The sequence below is a fragment of the Hyphomonas polymorpha PS728 genome (genome assembly GCF_000685315.1).
Lineage (GTDB): Bacteria > Pseudomonadota > Alphaproteobacteria > Caulobacterales > Hyphomonadaceae > Hyphomonas > Hyphomonas polymorpha.
In genome coordinates this window covers 39,953-56,801 of record NZ_ARYM01000016.1, presented here as the reverse complement: position 1 = coordinate 56,801, position 16,849 = coordinate 39,953, and the positions used below count along the sequence as shown (strand labels likewise).

Sequence of the window (16,849 nt, the reverse complement as noted above, 5' to 3'; positions counted from 1 at the left end):
AAGGAACAATCTCATGGCTGAGATTACGGCTGCACTTGTGAAGGAACTGCGCGAGAAGACCGGCGCAGGCATGATGGACGCCAAGAAGGCGCTCGTCGAAAACGATGGCGATCAGGCCGCTGCGATCGAATGGCTTCGCGCCAAAGGCCTGTCAAAGGCTGCCAAGAAATCTGATCGCGCTGCTGCAGAAGGCCTCGTCGCCGTCAAGCTGTCTGCCGACGGCAAGTCCGGCGCAATCGTCGAGCTGAATGCTGAAACGGACTTTGTTGCGCGCAATGAAATCTTCCAGAAGTCGCTCGACGGTATCGCCGAGGCAGCTCTGAAGGTGGATGGCGCGGTTGACGCACTCGCTGGCGCCCCTTCGCCGGACGGCGAAGGCAGCGTTGACGACCTCATCAAGCGCATGATCGCCACCATCGGTGAAAACATGACGCTCCGCCGCTTTGCCAAGCTCTCGGCTGACGGCCGCGTTTCGGCTTACGTGCACAATGCGGTGGTGCCTGGCATGGGCAAGGTTGGCGTTCTTGTGGCGCTGGACGGGTCGGGTGACCTGGAAGACGCTGGCCGCAAGGTTGCGATGCATATCGCTGCCACGTCGCCGGCCGCGGCCACCACGGCAGAGCTTGATCCTGCGCTTGTCGAATCGGAAAAGCGTGTTCTGACCGAGCAGGCTCGCGAGAGTGGCAAGCCGGACGCCGTCATTGAAAAAATGATCGTTGGCCGGATGCAGAAGTTCTACAAGGAAGTTGTTCTGGTTGAGCAGCCCTTCATCATGGACACTGACAAAACGGTCGGCGAATTCCTGAAAGAGCAGGGAGCTACGCTTAAAGGCTTTGTCCACTACAAACTCGGTGAAGGCGTGGAAAAAGCTGCGGACAACTTCGCTGACGAGGTTGCTGCGCTTACAAAAGGCGCCTGATCGGGCTTGCCTTTCGGCCCGCGAGGGGCTTTGAACAATCCCGGCCGCCCCCTCAGGAGCGGCCGGGATTATTGTATCCAGTACTCATAATAAAAGAGAGTGGGGTTTCGTTATGCCTTCCGGCGAGCCTGAAACTGGCAAACTGAAATATCGTCGCGTTCTTCTGAAGCTCTCAGGCGAGGCGCTGATGGGAAGTGGGCAGTTCGGGATCGATATTCCGACCTGTGAGAAGTTTGCCCGGGCAATTGCCGAAGCGCGTGAAGCCGGCGCGGAAATTTGCCTGGTCATCGGCGGCGGTAATATCTTTCGCGGCGTTGCAGGCGCTGCAAAGGGAATGGAGCGCGCCCAGGCTGACTCGATGGGAATGCTGGCGACCGTGATGAATGCGCTCGCAATGCAGAGCGTGCTTGAGAACATTGGTGTGCCCACGCGCGTGCAGTCAGCGCTGAATATGGATGCCATCTGTGAACCCTACATTCGTCGGCGCGCCCACCGGCACATGGAGAAGGGCCGCGTGGTGATCTTCGCCGCAGGCATCGGCAACCCCTTCTTCACGACGGACACCGGCGCTGCGCTGCGCGCGATCGAAATGAATTGCGACGCGCTGTTGAAGGGCACCCAGGTCGACGGCGTTTATACCGCCGACCCGAAACTGGACGCGACGGCTACCCGCTACCATCAGGTGGCTTATCAGGAGCTCCTGGCGAAAGACCTTCGCGTTATGGATTCCTCTGCCGTCAGCCTGATGAGAGACAACAATGTTCCGATCGTGGTTTTCTCGCTCAAAGAGGAAGGTTCACTGCTGAATGTCCTTTACGGGCGGGGCACATCCACGACGATTACCAATGAGGGAGCAGAGAAGCCATGAGCTATAGCAAACAGGACATCGAGCGCCGGATGGAAGGCGCGCTCGCGTCTTTGGCGTCGGAATTTGCGGGTTTGCGGACTGGGCGTGCCTCCGTGAACCTTTTGGACAGCATTCAGGTTCCGGCTTACGGCGGCATGTCGTCTTTAAGCCAGGTCGCTTCTGTAACCGTTTCCGACACGCGGATGCTGTCTGTGAACGTCTGGGACAAGGCCGTGGTGGGCGCCGTTGACCGGGCCATCCGCGAGTCCGGCCTTGGCCTGAACCCGGTTATGGACGGGCAGAACCTGCGGATTCCGATCCCGCCCCTCAACGAGGAGCGCCGGGTGGAGCTGACCAAGATTGCCGGCAAGTATGCAGAGGCTGCCCGCGTTGCGGTGCGGAATGTGCGCCGCGACGGTATGGACGCCCTCAAAAAGGCCGAGAAGGATGGCGAGATCAGCGAGGATCGTCACCGGGCTCTGACGGATGAGGTGCAGAAACTCACCGATGCGTTCGTAAAGCGCGTCGATGAGGCGCTGAAGTCCAAAGAAGCGGAGATCATGCAGGTCTAATGTCGCGGGCGGCTGCCCCTCTCGACCCTGTGCCGGCGGGCGATCAGCCCGCCGCCCCTCGCCATGTGGCGATAATCATGGACGGAAATGGCCGCTGGGCTACAGCGCGCCATCTCCCCCGGTCAGCCGGTCATGAGCGGGGCGTGGAAGCCTTGCGGCGTACGGTCGATGCGGCCGGCGAACTCGGCATCAAATACCTCACCGTGTTTTCCTTCTCCACAGAGAACTGGCGGAGACCGCCAGCAGAAGTGAACACCCTGTTTGCGCTGCTGAAGGCTTACGTTCAGCGGGATCTCGGCCGTCTCAAGGCGGAAGGCGTGCGGATACGGATAATTGGTCAGCGGGAAGGCCTGCCGCCAGATATTGCTAGTCTCGTCAATAAGGCCGAGCTTGAGACGAGCGGCAATACTCGCTTCAATCTGACGATCGCTTTCAATTATGGGGCGAGAGACGAAATACTCCGCGCCGTGCAGGCTATCGCGCGCGACGTGAAAGCCGGGGTTCGCGATGAGAACATCTCCGAATCAGAATTCGCAGCCTATCTGGACACGAGCGGTCTCCCCGACCCGGACCTTCTGATCCGCACGAGCGGAGAGTTCCGGATCAGCAATTTCCTCCTTTGGCAGGCGGCTTACGCAGAACTGCTGTTTTGTGACGTTCTTTGGCCGGATTTCGGCCGGTCCCATCTTGAAGAAGCCCTAAAAAGCTACAATGAACGGGAGCGCCGTTATGGCGCGGTGACTCCGGGAGCAGGTTGATGGGCGACTGGACGCCAGCCGAAAGGCGGTTTTCCGAACTTCCTGTCCGTTTGGCGTCTGCTCTCATTCTGATCCCGATGGCTCTCGCTGCTGTCTGGATGGGGGGCTGGTGGCTCGCAGCGGCATGCGCTTTATTTGGATATGTCATGATGCTGGAATGGTGCGCGATGAGCGCGACACCGCATCATCATTTGCTCGCGGGGCTTGGCGGGCTTTTTGCGGCGTCATTCCCGCTCGATAATCTCGCCATCACGCTCTCGATAGCGGTGGCAGCATTGTCATTGGCAGTGCTGGCCGCCCGCGCCGGTGTTCATACGCGAATTGCGGCCGGCTTCGGTGTTGTCTACGTTTTCGGAATGCTCGCTGGGCTCTACCTGCTTCGGGAAGGGGGCTGGGAGGGCCGTTCGGCGGCGCTGTATTTCATGTCATTCGTCTGGGCATCCGACGCAGCCGCCTACTTTTTCGGCCGGGCGATTGGCGGGCCCAAGCTTTTGCCGAGTGAAAGCCCGAATAAGACGTGGAGTGGTGCAATTGCTGCTGTTATCGGGTGCGCAATCTGTGGTTATTTCGCTGCGATGATAGAAGATGTCGATCCCGTCATCTGGATCATATCAGGGATAGCAATATCGATCGTGGCACAGGCAGGCGATTTGTTTGAAAGCGGACTAAAGCGCCGTTTCAAGGTCAAGGATTCGGGAAAGATACTTCCCGGCCATGGAGGCCTTCTGGATCGCGTGGATGGGCTCGGCGCGGTCAGCATTGCCGGAAGCCTGGCCCTTTTCGTCCTTCCTGGTTTCGCGGCATCTTTGGGGCTGTGAGCTGATGGTGCGCAGGGTCTCTATTTTTGGATCCACGGGATCCATTGGCCGGTCCGCGTTCGACGTGATTCGCCATGCCATCGAGACTGGGACCGCTGAATTTGAAATTGAGGCCCTCGCCGCTGGCCAAGATGTTGAGAAACTGGCGGAACAGGCGCGTGTCCTGCGTCCTCGCATTGCGGTTGTCGCCGATGAAAGCCGCTTAGATGAGCTCACAGCCCGTCTGGCCGGGGCTGGGATTGAAGTTGCCGCTGGCGCCGCCGCACTCAACGAAGCCGCTACCAGGCCGTGTGACAGGGTTCTGGCAGCCATTGTGGGCGCAGCAGGCCTGGAATCTACATTGGCGGCCATCTGTGCAGGCAATGACGTCGCTATCGCTAACAAGGAAAGCATCGTCTGCGGGGGCCCGCTGATGCTCCAGGAAGCGAAAAAGTCGGGCGCCCGCGTTCTTCCCGTCGATTCTGAGCACAGCGCGATTTTCCAAAGCCTCGGTGACGGCAAACAGCTGGAGCAGCTGACCATCACAGCGTCGGGTGGGCCGTTTCGCACATGGACGCTAGAGCAAATGGAGCGGGCGACGCCGGGACAGGCGGCCGCCCATCCCATCTGGTCAATGGGTATCAAGAACTCCATCGACAGCGCGTCGCTTATGAACAAGGCGCTGGAGTTCATAGAAGCGGCGGTGCTGTTCGATGTGCCCGCTTCTGAAATCGACGTTCTGGTTCATCCGCAATCCATCATCCACGGAATGGCGCATTTCAGCGATGGCTCCGTGATCGCGCAGCTGGGCACTCCGGACATGAAGACCCCGATCGCCTACGCTCTGGGGTGGCCGGACCGGATACCTACAAGCGTCACCCGGCTCAATCTTGCGCAGATTTCGAGGCTGGAATTTACCGAAGTTGACGAAAATCGTTTCCCCTCGATCCGTCTTGCACGCCAGGCCATGAATGCCGGCCCGGGCGCGCGGGTGATATTAAATTGCGCTAATGAAGCGGCAGTTTCCGCCTTTGTTGCTGAAAAATGCGGGTTTCTAGATATCGCAAGGGCGGTGGAAGCCGCACTCGAGCGCTTTTCATCAAGTAATTTTGCCTCTAGCAAATGCGAAACGCTTGAAGAGATAGCAGAATTGAGCCGATACGGGCATTTCCTAGCGTCCGATTGGTTAAGCAACGCCCCAAGCCGGGCAGGGGGATGATCGAGTGGATCAGATTCTGAGCCAGGGGCCGCTCTTCCTTGCTTGCCTGATATTCATGATGGGCATCGTGGTGGTCATTCATGAATTTGGTCACTATCTGGCCGCGCGCCTCTATGGCGTGGCCATTGAGTCCTTTGCCGTGGGCTTCGGCAAACCCCTTGTAGAAGGACGGGACAAGCGGGGAACGCGGTGGCGGATCAACTGGATACCGCTCGGTGGGTTCGTCAGTTTCCTCCCCGCGGCAGCGCGCCTTGAGGATGGTCCCCACGCCAATGTCGTCGGCAAGTCTTTTGACGACCTGAAACCCATTCCCAAGATTGTGGTCAGTCTTGCGGGGCCATTCGCGAACTTTGTGCTGGCCACGCTGATCTTTGCGCTCGCCATCGGTGTGTTCGGGACGCCGAAATTCGAAGTTCAGATAATGAATGTCTCTGAGGGTATGCCTGCCGAAGAAGCAGGGCTTTTGCCCGGAGATGTGATCCGCCAGATCAACAACCGGGACATTTTCAGCGGCGCCGACGTTACGGCAATGGTGCTCGTCAGCCCCAACAAGGCGATGAACTTCGTTGTGGAGCGGGATGGGCAGCCGCTGAGCCTGGCAGTCACGCCGCTTGAGGTTGTCCGGCCGAACGAATTTGGACAGATCGTGCCTCAGAGCACCGCAGGCTTCAATCTGGCCCACACCGATCTGATAGAGCGGGTGCAATATGGCCCGATCGGCTCCCTTGTTGCCGGTACGGCTCAAACCGGCCGGACCATTGATCAGACGGTTAAGATGCTCAGCCGAATCGTTACCGGCAACATGTCTGTCCACACCATGTCAGGGCCTGTCGGGGTGGGTGATATTTCCCGTCGCGCGGTCAACCGGGTGATGGAGCAGACCCAACTCACTTCCTGGCAGAAGACAGAGCAATTGTTCTGGATGCTTATGAGTGTTTGTGCGGCAGTTTCTGTAGGTGTGGGGTTTTTCAACCTGTTGCCACTGCCAGTGCTGGATGGCGGTCGTGTTGTGTTTCATGCATACGAAGCAGTCACGGGAGCAAAACTCCCAAGCCAGGTGGAAGCCTTCGCATTGAGAGCGAGTGTGTTCCTTCTGCTGCTTATGGTGGTGGTTATCACATGGGGAGATGTGATTGAAACGGGCGTATTTGGACGGGGTGGTGGCTGACGGAATGTCAGTCCGATACGGAGAGTGATATCCATAATGCGTAAGTTTCTCGCGGCCACTTTTCTTGCGACCAGCGCCCTTGCATTGGGCGTGAGCAACTTTGGCGCCACAGCCAGTGCGCAGGAAGATCCCCTTTATGGCGGGACGATCAAATCGATTCTGGTTGAGGGCAACCAGCGTATCGAAGCGCGCACCGTCCAGTCCTACCTTCTTGTTGAGCCGGGCGATGCATTCGACCCAGACCGGATCGACCTGTCCCTGAAAACGCTGTTCGCAACGAACCTGTTTGCGGACGTTTCAATTGATCGCCGGGGCAATGATCTTGTTATCCAGGTTGTGGAGAACCCGATCATCAACCGGGTCATTTTCGAGGGCAACCGCGCGCTCAAGGACGACAAGCTTCGCGAAGAGATTCAGGCAGCGCCGCGTGGAATTTTTACCGCAGCTCGCGTGCAGTCTGATGTGCAGCGGATCATGGAACTCTATCGCCGTTCGGGCCGTTTCGCGGCCAAGGTGGAGCCGCAATACAAGCCGCTGGAACAAAACCGTGTCGATCTGATCTTCGAAGTTACCGAAGGGCCGGTCACGGGCGTCCGGTCGATCAACTTCATTGGCAACCAGGCCTATTCCGACTCCCGGCTGCGCAGCGAGATCGTTACCAAGCAGTCGCGTTTTTGGCGTTTCTTCAGCTCTAACGACAACTACGATTCAAACCGTCTCGAATATGACCGCGAACGGCTTCGCGAGTTCTATCAGAATAATGGCTATTACGACTTCCGCGTTTCCTCTGCTGTCGCAGAACTGACGCCCGATCAGAAAGACTTCTACATCACCTACACGGTGGAGGAGGGGCGTCAGTACGATTTCGGGGTCATCAAGGTCGAAACTGCGCTTGAGAAACTGGACGCGAATGTTCTGCAGGCGGTTGTTCCGATCCAGGAGGGAGAACTCTTCCGGGGCAGCCAGATCGAAGCGACGATCGATAGCCTGACATATGCTGCAGGCGTAGCAGGGTATGCGTTTGTGGATGTCCGCCCACAGATCAGCGTGAACGAACAATCTGGACGCATCGATATCACCTTCGCGATCGATGAAGGCCCGCGCGTCTATATCGATCGCATCAATATCGTCGGGAACACTCAGACGCTGGACCGCGTCATTCGCCGCGAACTTCGCCTTTCTGAAGGGGATGCGTTCAACCGGATTCTGCTGGACCGTTCGCGTAACCGTGTCCGCGCACTCGGCTTCTTCAAGGATGTTGAAATCGTCGAAACGCCGAGCGAGCAACCCGACCGCACGATTGTCGATGTCAAGGTTACCGAGCAATCGACCGGCGAACTATCCTTCGCCGCCGGCTTCTCTTCCGTCGATGCGTACCTCTTTGATCTCAGCGCCTCTCAGCGGAACCTGCGTGGACGCGGCCAGTCAGTTGTCGCCAGAACCTCGCTTTCCAGCCGCCAACAGATTGTCGATCTGCGCTTCACGGAGCCGCGCTTCCTCGACCGCAACCTGTCGGCGGGCGTCGATCTCTTCGCGACACGTCAGGATTTCGAGGAGTATACTGGCTTCACCAGCGACACGATTGGCGGCGGCTTGCGGATGGCATTCCCGCTCACAGATCGCATGCAGATGGGTGTTCGCTACCGTCTGCAGTCTGATGATGTCAGTATTGCCAACCAGAACATCATCATCGACTCCAGCGGCATGCTCATCCGCAGCCGTACGCAGATCGCGGGCCAGGATACTCCCGACGACCTGTCTGATGATATCTACAGACTTCCGGAGCCGGGCGACGCCGGCCCGGGCGAGGCGGTGGTCGACATCTGTGACCCTGCTTATGTGCTTCGCAACACCATTTGCCGCTCGGAGCGCAGCGATATCTCAAGCATCGTCGGGTATGATTTCTTCTGGGATCAGACCAACGATCCGATTTCGCCCACCCGTGGTTTCAATTTCCGCTTCAGCCAGGATCTCGCCGGCGTCGGTGGGGATGTGAAATACATCCGTACGGAAACCGGCGCTTCGTTCTATCGCGGCATCTGGCGCGATGTCGTGGCCAGCGCCAACTTCTCCGGTGGTTTCGTCGTTCCGCTGGACGATGAGCAGGGCGTTCGTATCAACAACCGTTTCTTCCGCGGCGGCAGCACTTTCCGCGGCTTCGATGTTGCGGGTCTTGGTCCTCGCGAAATCCTTCGCCTGATTGATCCGGCGACGGGTGAAGTGGTCTCGACGCAGCGTCTCAACTCGATGGGCGGCAACGCCTACTATCAAGGTACGTTTGAGCTCACAGTTCCGAACTTCATCCCGGAAGAATACGGCATCAAGAGCGCCCTATTCCTGGATGTCGGCTCCCTTGGATTGCTCGAAGATGTCGACAAGGGCTCTACGGTCATTCTCGAAGATGGCGCGCCATTCGGGTATCCTGGCCTGACGGCCATCCGGATGACAAAGGATGCTGCGACCCTGCGGGCCTCCGCCGGTCTTAGTGTCTTCTGGGACTCGCCCTTCGGCCCCATCCGCTTCGACTTCTCACAAATCCTCCGCAAGGAAGAATACGACCGGACGGAAACCTTCCGGTTCTCTACCTCCACGCGATTCTGATATCGCAAGCCCCAGAGTAGGAAGAACTAACTATGTCATTCATCAGGACTCTCGTAGCCGCCGTGATGCTGGCGGCGGTCGTTTCGGTCTCGGCGGTTCAAGGAGCGCACGCGCAAACCTCGACGGTCATGGTCATCGACGACAACAAGATTTTCCTCGACAGCAAAGCTGGCAAGGACATCCAGACGAAGCTTCAGAACATCGAAAAGCAGATCAACAACGAACTGGAACCCACCCGCAAGTCGCTCGAGACCGAAGTTAAGGCTCTTCAGCCCAAACTCGAAGGCAAGACCCGGGAAGCGATCGCCGCGGATACAGCGCTCGTGAACGAGCTTGCAGCGTTCCAGAAAAAGAACAACGATCTGAACCAGAAGCGCGCCATCGCCGAGCGCGAATATGCGATGACTGCCGAGAAGGCCATCATTGATTTCAACAATGCGCTTGACCCGGTTCTTACCGAAGTGATCCGTGAAAAGAATGCCCAGGTTGTTCTCCTGAAGAGCCAGGTCGTGTTCTCCGCAGATGCAGTCGATGCAACAGCGGCCGTGATTCAGAAACTTGACGCGAAGACTGCGGCAATCGCCGTCACCCGTCAGAAACTGCCGGCAGCGCCTCAGGGCGGCAACTGATAAGGTATTGCTGTGACGGTCGACACTCGATTCTATGCGCCGCTGGGGGCATTGACGCTGGGAGAGATTGCCGGCCGGACATCAGCAACGCTAACAGGGGATGCTGGGTTAGCCATTTCCGGAATAGCCTCGGCGGCCAATGCAAAGGCCGCCGAAATTGCTTTCCTGGATGGGGACGGCAAAACCCCGCCAACCCTCAGCCCTCATCTCAAAGCCGTGTTTGCCAATCCGGCGATGAAGGCATTCGTGCCGGAGGGCGTGGCCGTTCTGGAAACGCCCTTTCCGCGGCACGCGCATAGTGTTGTTGCCAGCGCGCTTTTCCGTCCGCGCCATTTGACGGGTTATGGCGCCGAGCCGATCTCTTCTCTGGCGCAAATCCATCCCGATGCTGTGGTTCAGCCCGGTGCAGTGATCGGCCCTGGCGCAGCCATCGGGGAAGGGGCGGTCATCGGCCCCGCTGCAGTCATTGGTGCCGGCGTCCAGATTGGCTGCAACACGACAATAGGCGCAAATGCGTCCATCCACTGCGCTCTGGTGGGCGATCATGTCACCGTGCTCGCGGGGGCTCGTATCGGTGAAACGGGCTTCGGCGTATTGGTCGGGCCCAGTGGAGCGGAAGATGCGCCTCACTTCGGACGCGTGATCATTCAGGATCATGTGACGCTCGGCGCGAACAGCTGCGTGGATCGAGGCGTATTCGAAGACACGATCATCGGTGAGCGGACGAAGATCGATAATCTCTGCCAGATCGCGCACAATGTCATACTGGGGCGCGGGGTGATTGTGGCTGCCTTTGGAGGCATCTCCGGATCTGTACGTGTCGGGGATGGCTCGATGCTTGGCGGCCGCGTGGGTATCGCCGACCATGTTCAGGTGGGCGAGCGCGTCAGCCTTGCTGCGTCGGCCGGTCTTTTCAGAGATGTGGACAGCGGGGAGACCTGGGGCGGCACCCCTGCCAAACCGATCCGTCAGTGGATGCGAGAAGTCGCATGGTTGCAAAAGCAGGCCAATCCCAAGAAAAGCGGTTGATGGACGGCGTCGCCGTTCCAAAGTCAGGAAGGTCCTCGCGATGAGCGTTGAGGTACACCCCACATCAGTGGTCGAACATGGCGCCGTTCTGCATGACGGCGTGCGCATTGGCCCGTTCTGCCATGTCGGTCCCCTGGCGGAGCTCGGCGCAGGCACAGAACTTCTTTCCCATGCCTCGGTGGTCGGAAATACAAAGCTGGGCGAGAACTGCCTGCTCTATCCACACGCTGTCCTTGGGTGCGGGCCTCAGGTTCTGGGCATGCGAGAAACTTCTGACTCCCGCTTGGAAATCGGGGCCGGAAGCGTCTTCCGCGAATATGCCACCGCGCATTCCGGCATACCCAAGCATGGCGGCCTCACCAAGGTTGGCGCGTCCTGCTACATCATGATCGGTGCCCACATCGCGCATGATTGCCAGATCGGAAACAATGTCGTGATGGCGAACAACGTCTCGCTCGCAGGGCATATCGAGGTTGGCGACAATGTCTGGTTTGGCGGTCTTTCGGCTGTTCATCAGTTCAGCAGAATCGGGCGGAACGCCTTCATCGGGGGGGGCGCTATTGTGGTGGATGATGTGATCCCGTTCGGCTCTGTCATCGGCAATCACGCAAAGCTCGCTGGGCTTAACACCGTTGGCCTGAAGCGTAGGGGTTTCAGCAAGGCAGACCTTCACGAGATCCGGGCGGCCTACAAAGCTGTGTTTGAGGGAGAAGGTCTGTTCAAGGATCGTCTGAGTCAGGCGGCGCAGAATTTCGCTGGAAAGCCGCTGGCCATGGAACTCATCAATTTTGTTCTTCAGGGCGGAGACCGCCCGATCTGCAAACCGGCGTGACGCGATGACGGCGCCATTGGGGCTTATCGCGGGGTTGGGGGAATTGCCGGTCGCGATCGCGGAGAACGCCGTTTCTACGGGGCAGGGCGTATATGTGCTGCGGCTCAAAGGGTTCGAAGAACCGCGGCTTGAGAAGTTCGAAGGCAGTGTTGTCGGCCTCGGAGAAATCGGCGCTGTGATGGACCGCCTGAAGGCTGCTGGATGCAGGGATGTTGTTTTCGCCGGCAATGTCAGCCGGCCGGATTTCAAGAATCTGAAGCTCGACTTCAAAGGACTTTCGCTTCTGCCAAAGGTAATCTCCGAAGCGCGTAAGGGCGATGATGCCTTGCTGCGCGTGCTGGTCGGGGAGTTTGAAAAAAACGGCTTCCGCGTGATCGGCAGTGATGTCGCTCACGCCAGCCTTCTTGCGCCGGTGGGGCTCATCGCAGGGCCCCAGCCCACCGAAGCCATGATGCAGGATATATTGGTGGCCGCGAAAGTTGCGGCCGCGACCGGTACGCTGGATATAGGGCAGGGCTGTGTCGTCTGCGACGGCCTCGTCCTCGCCGTCGAGGCGCAGGAAGGCACCGATGAAATGCTGCGCCGCTGCGCTGGCCTGCCCGCTGAGATCAGGGGGACGCAGCAGGCGCGTCGCGGCGTACTCGCAAAGCGGCCCAAGCCGGTTCAAGAGCGGCGAATTGATCTGCCTACGACGGGTGTATCTACCGTTGAGCTTGCTGCTGCAGCCGGTCTCGCCGGCATTGCGATTGAGGCAGGCGGCGCCCTGATGCTCAACCGTGCACGGATGGAGCAGCGTGCTGCTGAACTGGGTGTCTTCATCTACGGTTTTCCACCTGAAACGGGCGTATCGTGAGCACCGCAGACATTTATTTTGTGGCGGCCGAGGCTTCTGGCGATCTTCTCGCGCGTGAAGTCATTGAGGCCCTCAGGGGCACAGATGCAGATCTTCGGATACAGGGAATTGGCGGGGAACAACTCGCCGAAATTGGCATCGACTCGCCTATCGACATATCCCCTCTGTCCGTCCTCGGATTTCTTGAGGGCATCAAGGCATATGGCGATGTGGTCAAATTGGCTGATGCGGCAACAGAGGTAATTGTTGCGGCGGATCCCAAGGTTGTTGTTCTGGTGGACTCGTGGGGCTTTATGCTCCGGCTGGCTCAAAGGGTTCGCGCAAAAGCGCCCCACATCCGCCTGGTCAAGCTGATCGGTCCGCAAGTATGGGCGACGCGGCCAGGCCGCGCAAAGACACTTGCGGCGACAGTCGATCATCTGCTCTGCATGCACGACATTGAAGTGCCCTATTACGAACCCTTCGGATTGAAGACGACCGTGATCGGCAACCCCGCGCTGTCTCGGGGCGGGCAGGGGGATCGCGCGGGCTTCAGGCGCCGCCATGGTCTGACTGACGGGGACACCGCGCTCCTCGTGTTGCCCGGCAGCCGGACAAGTGAAATTGCCCGCGTTGCGCCTGCGCTCATGGAGGCTGCGGCGCTCGTAAAGCGCGCATTGCCGGGTACGCGCCTCTTTGTCGAGCCGGCGGAAACGGCCGCCCAGACCTTTCGAGAAGCGTTTCCGGAAGCGTCAGAACAGTTCACCGTCCTGACCGATGGCGACCAACGGTTTGATGCGATGGCTGCGGCAGATGTGGTTCTGGCATGCTCCGGCACGGTGACCAGCGAGGTTGCCATGCAGGGCGCGCCGATGATCGTCGCTTACAAGACAGGCTGGGTTACCTGGGCTTTGGCGCGCGGGCTGCTTTACAAGAAAACGCACATCACGCTGTTGAACATCCTGAATGACGATACTGCAGTGGTGCCCGAGTTCGTGCAGACGAAACAAAAGCCCGAAATGATCGCCGCGCAGGCAATCAGCTGGATCAAGGAGCCTGGCGCTCTGCAGCGTCAGCGGGAAGCGCAGGGGCATGCGCTGACGCGGCTCCTGAAAGAAGAAACCCCGGCAGCGGTTCTCGCTGCCGGGGCTATTCTGGACGAATTCAGAGCCGCTTAGCGGCCATCCATCGGCTTGTAGTCCCGCATTGCGGCGCCGGTGTAGATCTGGCGCGGACGGCCGATTTTCTGCGTCGGGTCTTCCAGCATCTCGTTCATTTGAGACACCCAGCCCACGGTCCGCGCCACAGCGAAGAGCACTGTGAACATCTTGGTCGGGAAGCCCATCGCTTCGAGGATGATGCCCGAATAGAAATCGACGTTCGGATAGAGTTTCTTCGCAACGAAGTATTCGTCCTGAAGGGCGATCCGCTCGAGCTCCATCGCCACCTTCAGCAGCGGATGGTCACGCAGGTCCAGGGCGTCGAGAACTTCGTGAGCTGTCTTCTGCATCACTTTCGCGCGCGGGTCGTAGTTCTTGTAAACGCGGTGACCGAAGCCCATCAGGCGCACGCCGCTGGACTTGTCTTTCACCTTCTTCACGAAATCCGGAACATTGCTGATGTCACCGATTTCGCGCAGCTGGCGCAGCGCTGCTTCATTGGCGCCGCCATGGCTGGGGCCCCAGAGGCTGGCCACGCCGGCCGCGATTGCGGCGAAGGGGTGGGCGCCAGAGGAAGCCACAAGGCGCACCGTGGAAGTTGACGCGTTCTGCTCATGGTCCGCATGGAGCATGAAAAACCGGTCCATGGCGCGGGCCAGCACCGGGTTCACCTCATAGTCCTCGGCGGTCACCGAGAAACACATGTTGAGGAAGTTTTCAGAGTAGGACAGACGATTCTGCGGATCGACGAACTTCTGGCCCAGATTGTATTTCATGCAGCGCGCTGCGATGGTCGGCATCTTCGCAATCAGGCGGATGGAATCGCGCCGGCGCTCTTCCGGATCCTCGTTGCCCATGGCACCGGGATAGAAGGCTGCCATGCCGCCAACGGTGCCGGTGAGCATCGCCATCGGGTGGCTGTCACGGCGGAAACCGTCAAAGAACCGGTCTTGCTGGGTGTGGAGCAGGGTGTGCTGGCGCACATCCTTGCCGAAGGCCTCATACTCTTCCTTGGTCGGCAGCTCGCCGTTCAGGAGGAGATAGCAGAGCTCCATATAGCTCGATTTTTCAGCCAGCTGCTCGATCGGGTAGCCGCGATGGAGCAGAATGCCTTCATCGCCATCGATGAAGGTGATCTGGCTTTCACAGCTGCCGGTCGACGTGAAACCAGGGTCCAGGGTGAAGTGATCGACTTCCGCATAGAGTTTCCGGATGTCGATTACGTTCGGGCCGTGCGTGCCAGAATACACTGGCAGGGAGACCGTCTTTCCTCCGACTTCAAGTTTGGCCGTTCCAGCGTCTTTAACCTTGTTTTCCATCAGCCTTTAACCCTGTTCCATTTGTGTTGGCCGGCGTCGACTTGCGTGTCAGCTGGCAAGTTGGTCATCAATTCTTGCGAGCGTCTCTTCCCGGCCGAGCCATTCCATCACCGGCGCGAGGTCCGGTGCTGGAAGTCCGCCGGTAAGTGCGGCTCTGAGTGGCGGGCCTATCTGCCCCATCGATAGGCCTGTTGCGGCGCAATATGACTTTATCGTTTCCGAAATGCTAGCGCCTGACCACTGCGACATTCGCTGCAGTTCATCATATAGTCCCTTAAGACGAAGTTTCCCTTCGTCAGACAAGGCTTTACGTGCATTTTTATTCATCTCCAGGGGACGCTTTACCCTGAGGAAATCAAATGCCGCCGCCAGTTCGATCAGCGTTGATCCCCGATCTTTCATGTGCGGCAGGGCCGCCCGAATCCGGTCCTGTTCGCTGTCACTGAGGGGGGCATTGGCGGACAAAAACGGACAAATCAGGTCAAACAGGCGCCCATCATCGGCCAGGCGAATGAAGTGTGCATTGACCGTGGCCAGCTTGTCGAGGTCCAACCGGGCCGGGGCCTTGTTGATGCCGGAAACATCAAACACGGTAATCGCTTCCTCGTCCGTGAATATCTCCTGGTCGCCATGGCTCCACCCCAGGCGGAGCAGGTAGGCTTTCATGGCTTCTGGGAGGTAGCCCATGTCGCGATAAGCCGTGGTGGAGAGGGCCCCATGGCGTTTGGACAGCTTGGCGCCATCATTGCCGTGGATCATCGGCACATGGGAGAATTTGGGTACATCCCAGCCCATGGCTTCATAGATCGGCACCTGGCGAAAGGTGTTACGCAGGTGGTCGTCACCGCGAATGACATGGGTGACACCCATATCATGATCGTCGACCACAACAGCGAGCATGTAGGTCGGCGTGCCATCGGCGCGCAGCATGACCAGATCATCGATCTCTGAGGCATCAATGGTAACGCTGCCCTGCACGCCGTCCTCCACGGTGCGGGGGCCGCTTTCCGGCGCGCGCAGGCGAACGGTGAAGGGAGCTTCAGGAGAGGGCGCTGGCGCGCCATCCCGGTAGGGCGACCGGAAGGGGGCCAGAAGCTGGGATGCTTCGGCCAATAGAGCGTCTCGCGCCGCTTCGGGGAGGCCTTCCTCACGGGCTGCCAGGCGCTTCTCCTCGCCCAGGTCCCGGCGGGCTTGAAGCTCCTCGGCACTTACATAGCATTTGAACGCGGTGCCCCGGGCGATCATTTCGTGCGCAACGGCAGCGTGACGCGCCACTTGCGCAGACTGCATTACCGGTGGCTCATCCGGCGTCAGCCCCAGCCATTGCATGGCATCCAGAATGGCATCGGTGGCCGCCTGCGTGGAACGCTCACGGTCGGTGTCCTCAATTCGCAGGAGAAACCGCCCGCCATGTCGGCGCGCAAACAAATAGTTGAAAAGTGCCGTCCGAGCGCCTCCAATATGCAGCATTCCCGTTGGGGATGGGGCAAATCGAGTAACGACGGACATCCTGTGGCACGCTCCGATTGACCGGCGCTGTGGCCGCTGTTGGGGTGGTCAAACACGAGGACGGGGCGAAGTGCAAGAGGGGGACGGCTTCTTCCGGAAGCTCATGCGGGATACGGCCAGCGTTGTCGGCGTGGATTCCCGGCCGCTATTGCTGGCGTTCGCCATGTGGGCGGGCGCTGCGGCCTACCTGTCGGTGCCATTTGAGCCTACGCGTCTTGAGTTGGCCGCGTTCTTCGGGGCGGTGGCGGCAAGGTTTCTGCTGGTCCGCTGGCTCCGCCGGTCAGACCTGACCTATGCGCTCGCCGTCTGCGTTTTTGGCACAGTCATTGGTTTTTCGGCGGCGGGCCTAAGTACCTGGCGGATGGAAGCGCCCGTGATCGCCGCAGAGACCCGCCCCGTCATTCTGGAGGGGTGGGTCGCAAACATCGAGCCCGGCGAAAAGGGGCTCGCCTCAAGATCAAAGTCCATTCCATCGCGGGCTTTCCGGCAGACCAGCAGCCGGAACTGGTACGGGTGACCCACCGCGCACGGCTTGAAGTATCCTCGGGCCGGTTTGTGCGATGCTGGGTGGTGCTCCGCCCGCCGCCGTCGCCGACTTTGCCGGGGGATTACGACTTTCGGCGGCAAGCCTATTTCCAGAAGCTCGGCGCAGTGGGCT

General features: G+C 59.3%; 16 protein-coding genes and 1 pseudogene. 15 read left to right on the top strand and 2 right to left on the bottom strand.

Annotated features, from left to right (window positions below):
* The first annotated feature begins 13 nt into the window (after nt 1–13).
* From tsf to HPO_RS13680, 13 genes are all read left to right on the top strand, one after another.
* Nucleotides 14–919 (top strand): translation elongation factor Ts, encoded by a 906-nt coding sequence (gene tsf / locus HPO_RS13740; RefSeq protein WP_035599983.1) that lies wholly within the window; start codon nt 14–16, stop codon nt 917–919.
* A 112-nt stretch (nt 920–1,031) separates the two neighbouring features.
* Nucleotides 1,032–1,787, top strand: coding sequence for a UMP kinase (gene pyrH, locus HPO_RS13735; RefSeq protein WP_035599982.1), 756 nt, complete (start codon nt 1,032–1,034; stop codon nt 1,785–1,787).
* A complete protein-coding gene (gene frr, locus HPO_RS13730) occupies nt 1,784–2,338 on the top strand; it encodes a ribosome recycling factor (protein WP_035599980.1) in 555 nt (184 codons plus the stop codon). The genes pyrH and frr overlap by 4 nt, the downstream gene beginning before the upstream one ends.
* Complete coding sequence (locus HPO_RS13725; protein ID WP_035599977.1) at nt 2,338–3,096, top strand: isoprenyl transferase; 759 nt, start codon at nt 2,338–2,340, stop codon at nt 3,094–3,096. The genes frr and HPO_RS13725 overlap by 1 nt, the downstream gene beginning before the upstream one ends.
* Nucleotides 3,096–3,914 carry a phosphatidate cytidylyltransferase gene (locus HPO_RS13720; RefSeq protein ID WP_035599974.1) on the top strand — a complete coding sequence of 273 codons (819 nt, stop codon included), beginning with the start codon at nt 3,096–3,098 and terminating at the stop codon, nt 3,912–3,914. The genes HPO_RS13725 and HPO_RS13720 overlap by 1 nt, the downstream gene beginning before the upstream one ends.
* Nucleotides 3,915–3,918: 4 nt before the next feature.
* The gene (gene dxr, locus HPO_RS13715) at nt 3,919–5,112 is read left to right on the top strand and encodes a 1-deoxy-D-xylulose-5-phosphate reductoisomerase (protein ID WP_035599972.1); all 1,194 of its coding nucleotides are present in this window, start codon (nt 3,919–3,921) and stop codon (nt 5,110–5,112) included.
* A 4-nt stretch (nt 5,113–5,116) separates the two neighbouring features.
* The gene (locus HPO_RS13710) at nt 5,117–6,280 is read left to right on the top strand and encodes a M50 family metallopeptidase (RefSeq protein ID WP_035599968.1); all 1,164 of its coding nucleotides are present in this window, start codon (nt 5,117–5,119) and stop codon (nt 6,278–6,280) included.
* 36 nt (nt 6,281–6,316) lie between these two features.
* The gene (gene bamA, locus HPO_RS13705; RefSeq protein ID WP_035599965.1) at nt 6,317–8,881 is read left to right on the top strand and encodes an outer membrane protein assembly factor BamA; all 2,565 of its coding nucleotides are present in this window, start codon (nt 6,317–6,319) and stop codon (nt 8,879–8,881) included.
* Between the two features lie 32 nt (nt 8,882–8,913).
* Nucleotides 8,914–9,510 carry an OmpH family outer membrane protein gene (locus HPO_RS13700; protein WP_035599964.1) on the top strand — a complete coding sequence of 199 codons (597 nt, stop codon included), beginning with the start codon at nt 8,914–8,916 and terminating at the stop codon, nt 9,508–9,510.
* A gap of 12 nt (nt 9,511–9,522) precedes the next feature.
* A complete protein-coding gene (lpxD, locus tag HPO_RS13695) occupies nt 9,523–10,539 on the top strand; it encodes a UDP-3-O-(3-hydroxymyristoyl)glucosamine N-acyltransferase (RefSeq protein WP_035599962.1) in 1,017 nt (338 codons plus the stop codon).
* 40 nt (nt 10,540–10,579) lie between these two features.
* Nucleotides 10,580–11,371 (top strand): acyl-ACP--UDP-N-acetylglucosamine O-acyltransferase, encoded by a 792-nt coding sequence (gene lpxA, locus HPO_RS13690; RefSeq protein ID WP_035599959.1) that lies wholly within the window; start codon nt 10,580–10,582, stop codon nt 11,369–11,371.
* A 4-nt stretch (nt 11,372–11,375) separates the two neighbouring features.
* Complete coding sequence (locus tag HPO_RS13685; protein WP_035599954.1) at nt 11,376–12,224, top strand: LpxI family protein; 849 nt, start codon at nt 11,376–11,378, stop codon at nt 12,222–12,224.
* On the top strand, nt 12,221–13,381 hold the full coding sequence (locus HPO_RS13680; protein ID WP_035599951.1) for a lipid-A-disaccharide synthase: 1,161 nt from the start codon (nt 12,221–12,223) through the stop codon (nt 13,379–13,381). Before HPO_RS13685 ends, HPO_RS13680 begins: the two co-directional genes overlap by 4 nt.
* Here the strand turns inward: HPO_RS13680 and HPO_RS13675 are convergent.
* Both HPO_RS13675 and gltX read right to left on the bottom strand, forming a co-directional pair.
* Nucleotides 13,378–14,682 carry a citrate synthase gene (locus HPO_RS13675; protein WP_035599948.1) on the bottom strand — a complete coding sequence of 435 codons (1,305 nt, stop codon included), beginning with the start codon at nt 14,680–14,682 and terminating at the stop codon, nt 13,378–13,380. The genes HPO_RS13680 and HPO_RS13675 overlap by 4 nt on opposite strands.
* Before the next feature lie 48 nt (nt 14,683–14,730).
* The gene (gene gltX / locus HPO_RS13670; protein ID WP_035599946.1) at nt 14,731–16,191 is read right to left on the bottom strand and encodes a glutamate--tRNA ligase; all 1,461 of its coding nucleotides are present in this window, start codon (nt 16,189–16,191) and stop codon (nt 14,731–14,733) included.
* A gap of 70 nt (nt 16,192–16,261) precedes the next feature.
* Between gltX and HPO_RS13665 the strand changes: the two genes are divergently transcribed.
* Together HPO_RS13665 and HPO_RS21250 are read left to right on the top strand one after the other, a co-directional pair.
* Nucleotides 16,262–16,708: a hypothetical protein gene (locus HPO_RS13665; RefSeq protein WP_157532845.1), complete on the top strand. Its 447-nt coding sequence runs from the start codon at nt 16,262–16,264 to the stop codon at nt 16,706–16,708.
* Nucleotides 16,648–16,800: pseudogene (locus tag HPO_RS21250) on the top strand (hypothetical protein); the annotation flags it as partial. The gene HPO_RS13665 and the pseudogene HPO_RS21250, both read left to right, overlap by 61 nt.
* Nucleotides 16,801–16,849 lie beyond the last annotated feature (49 nt).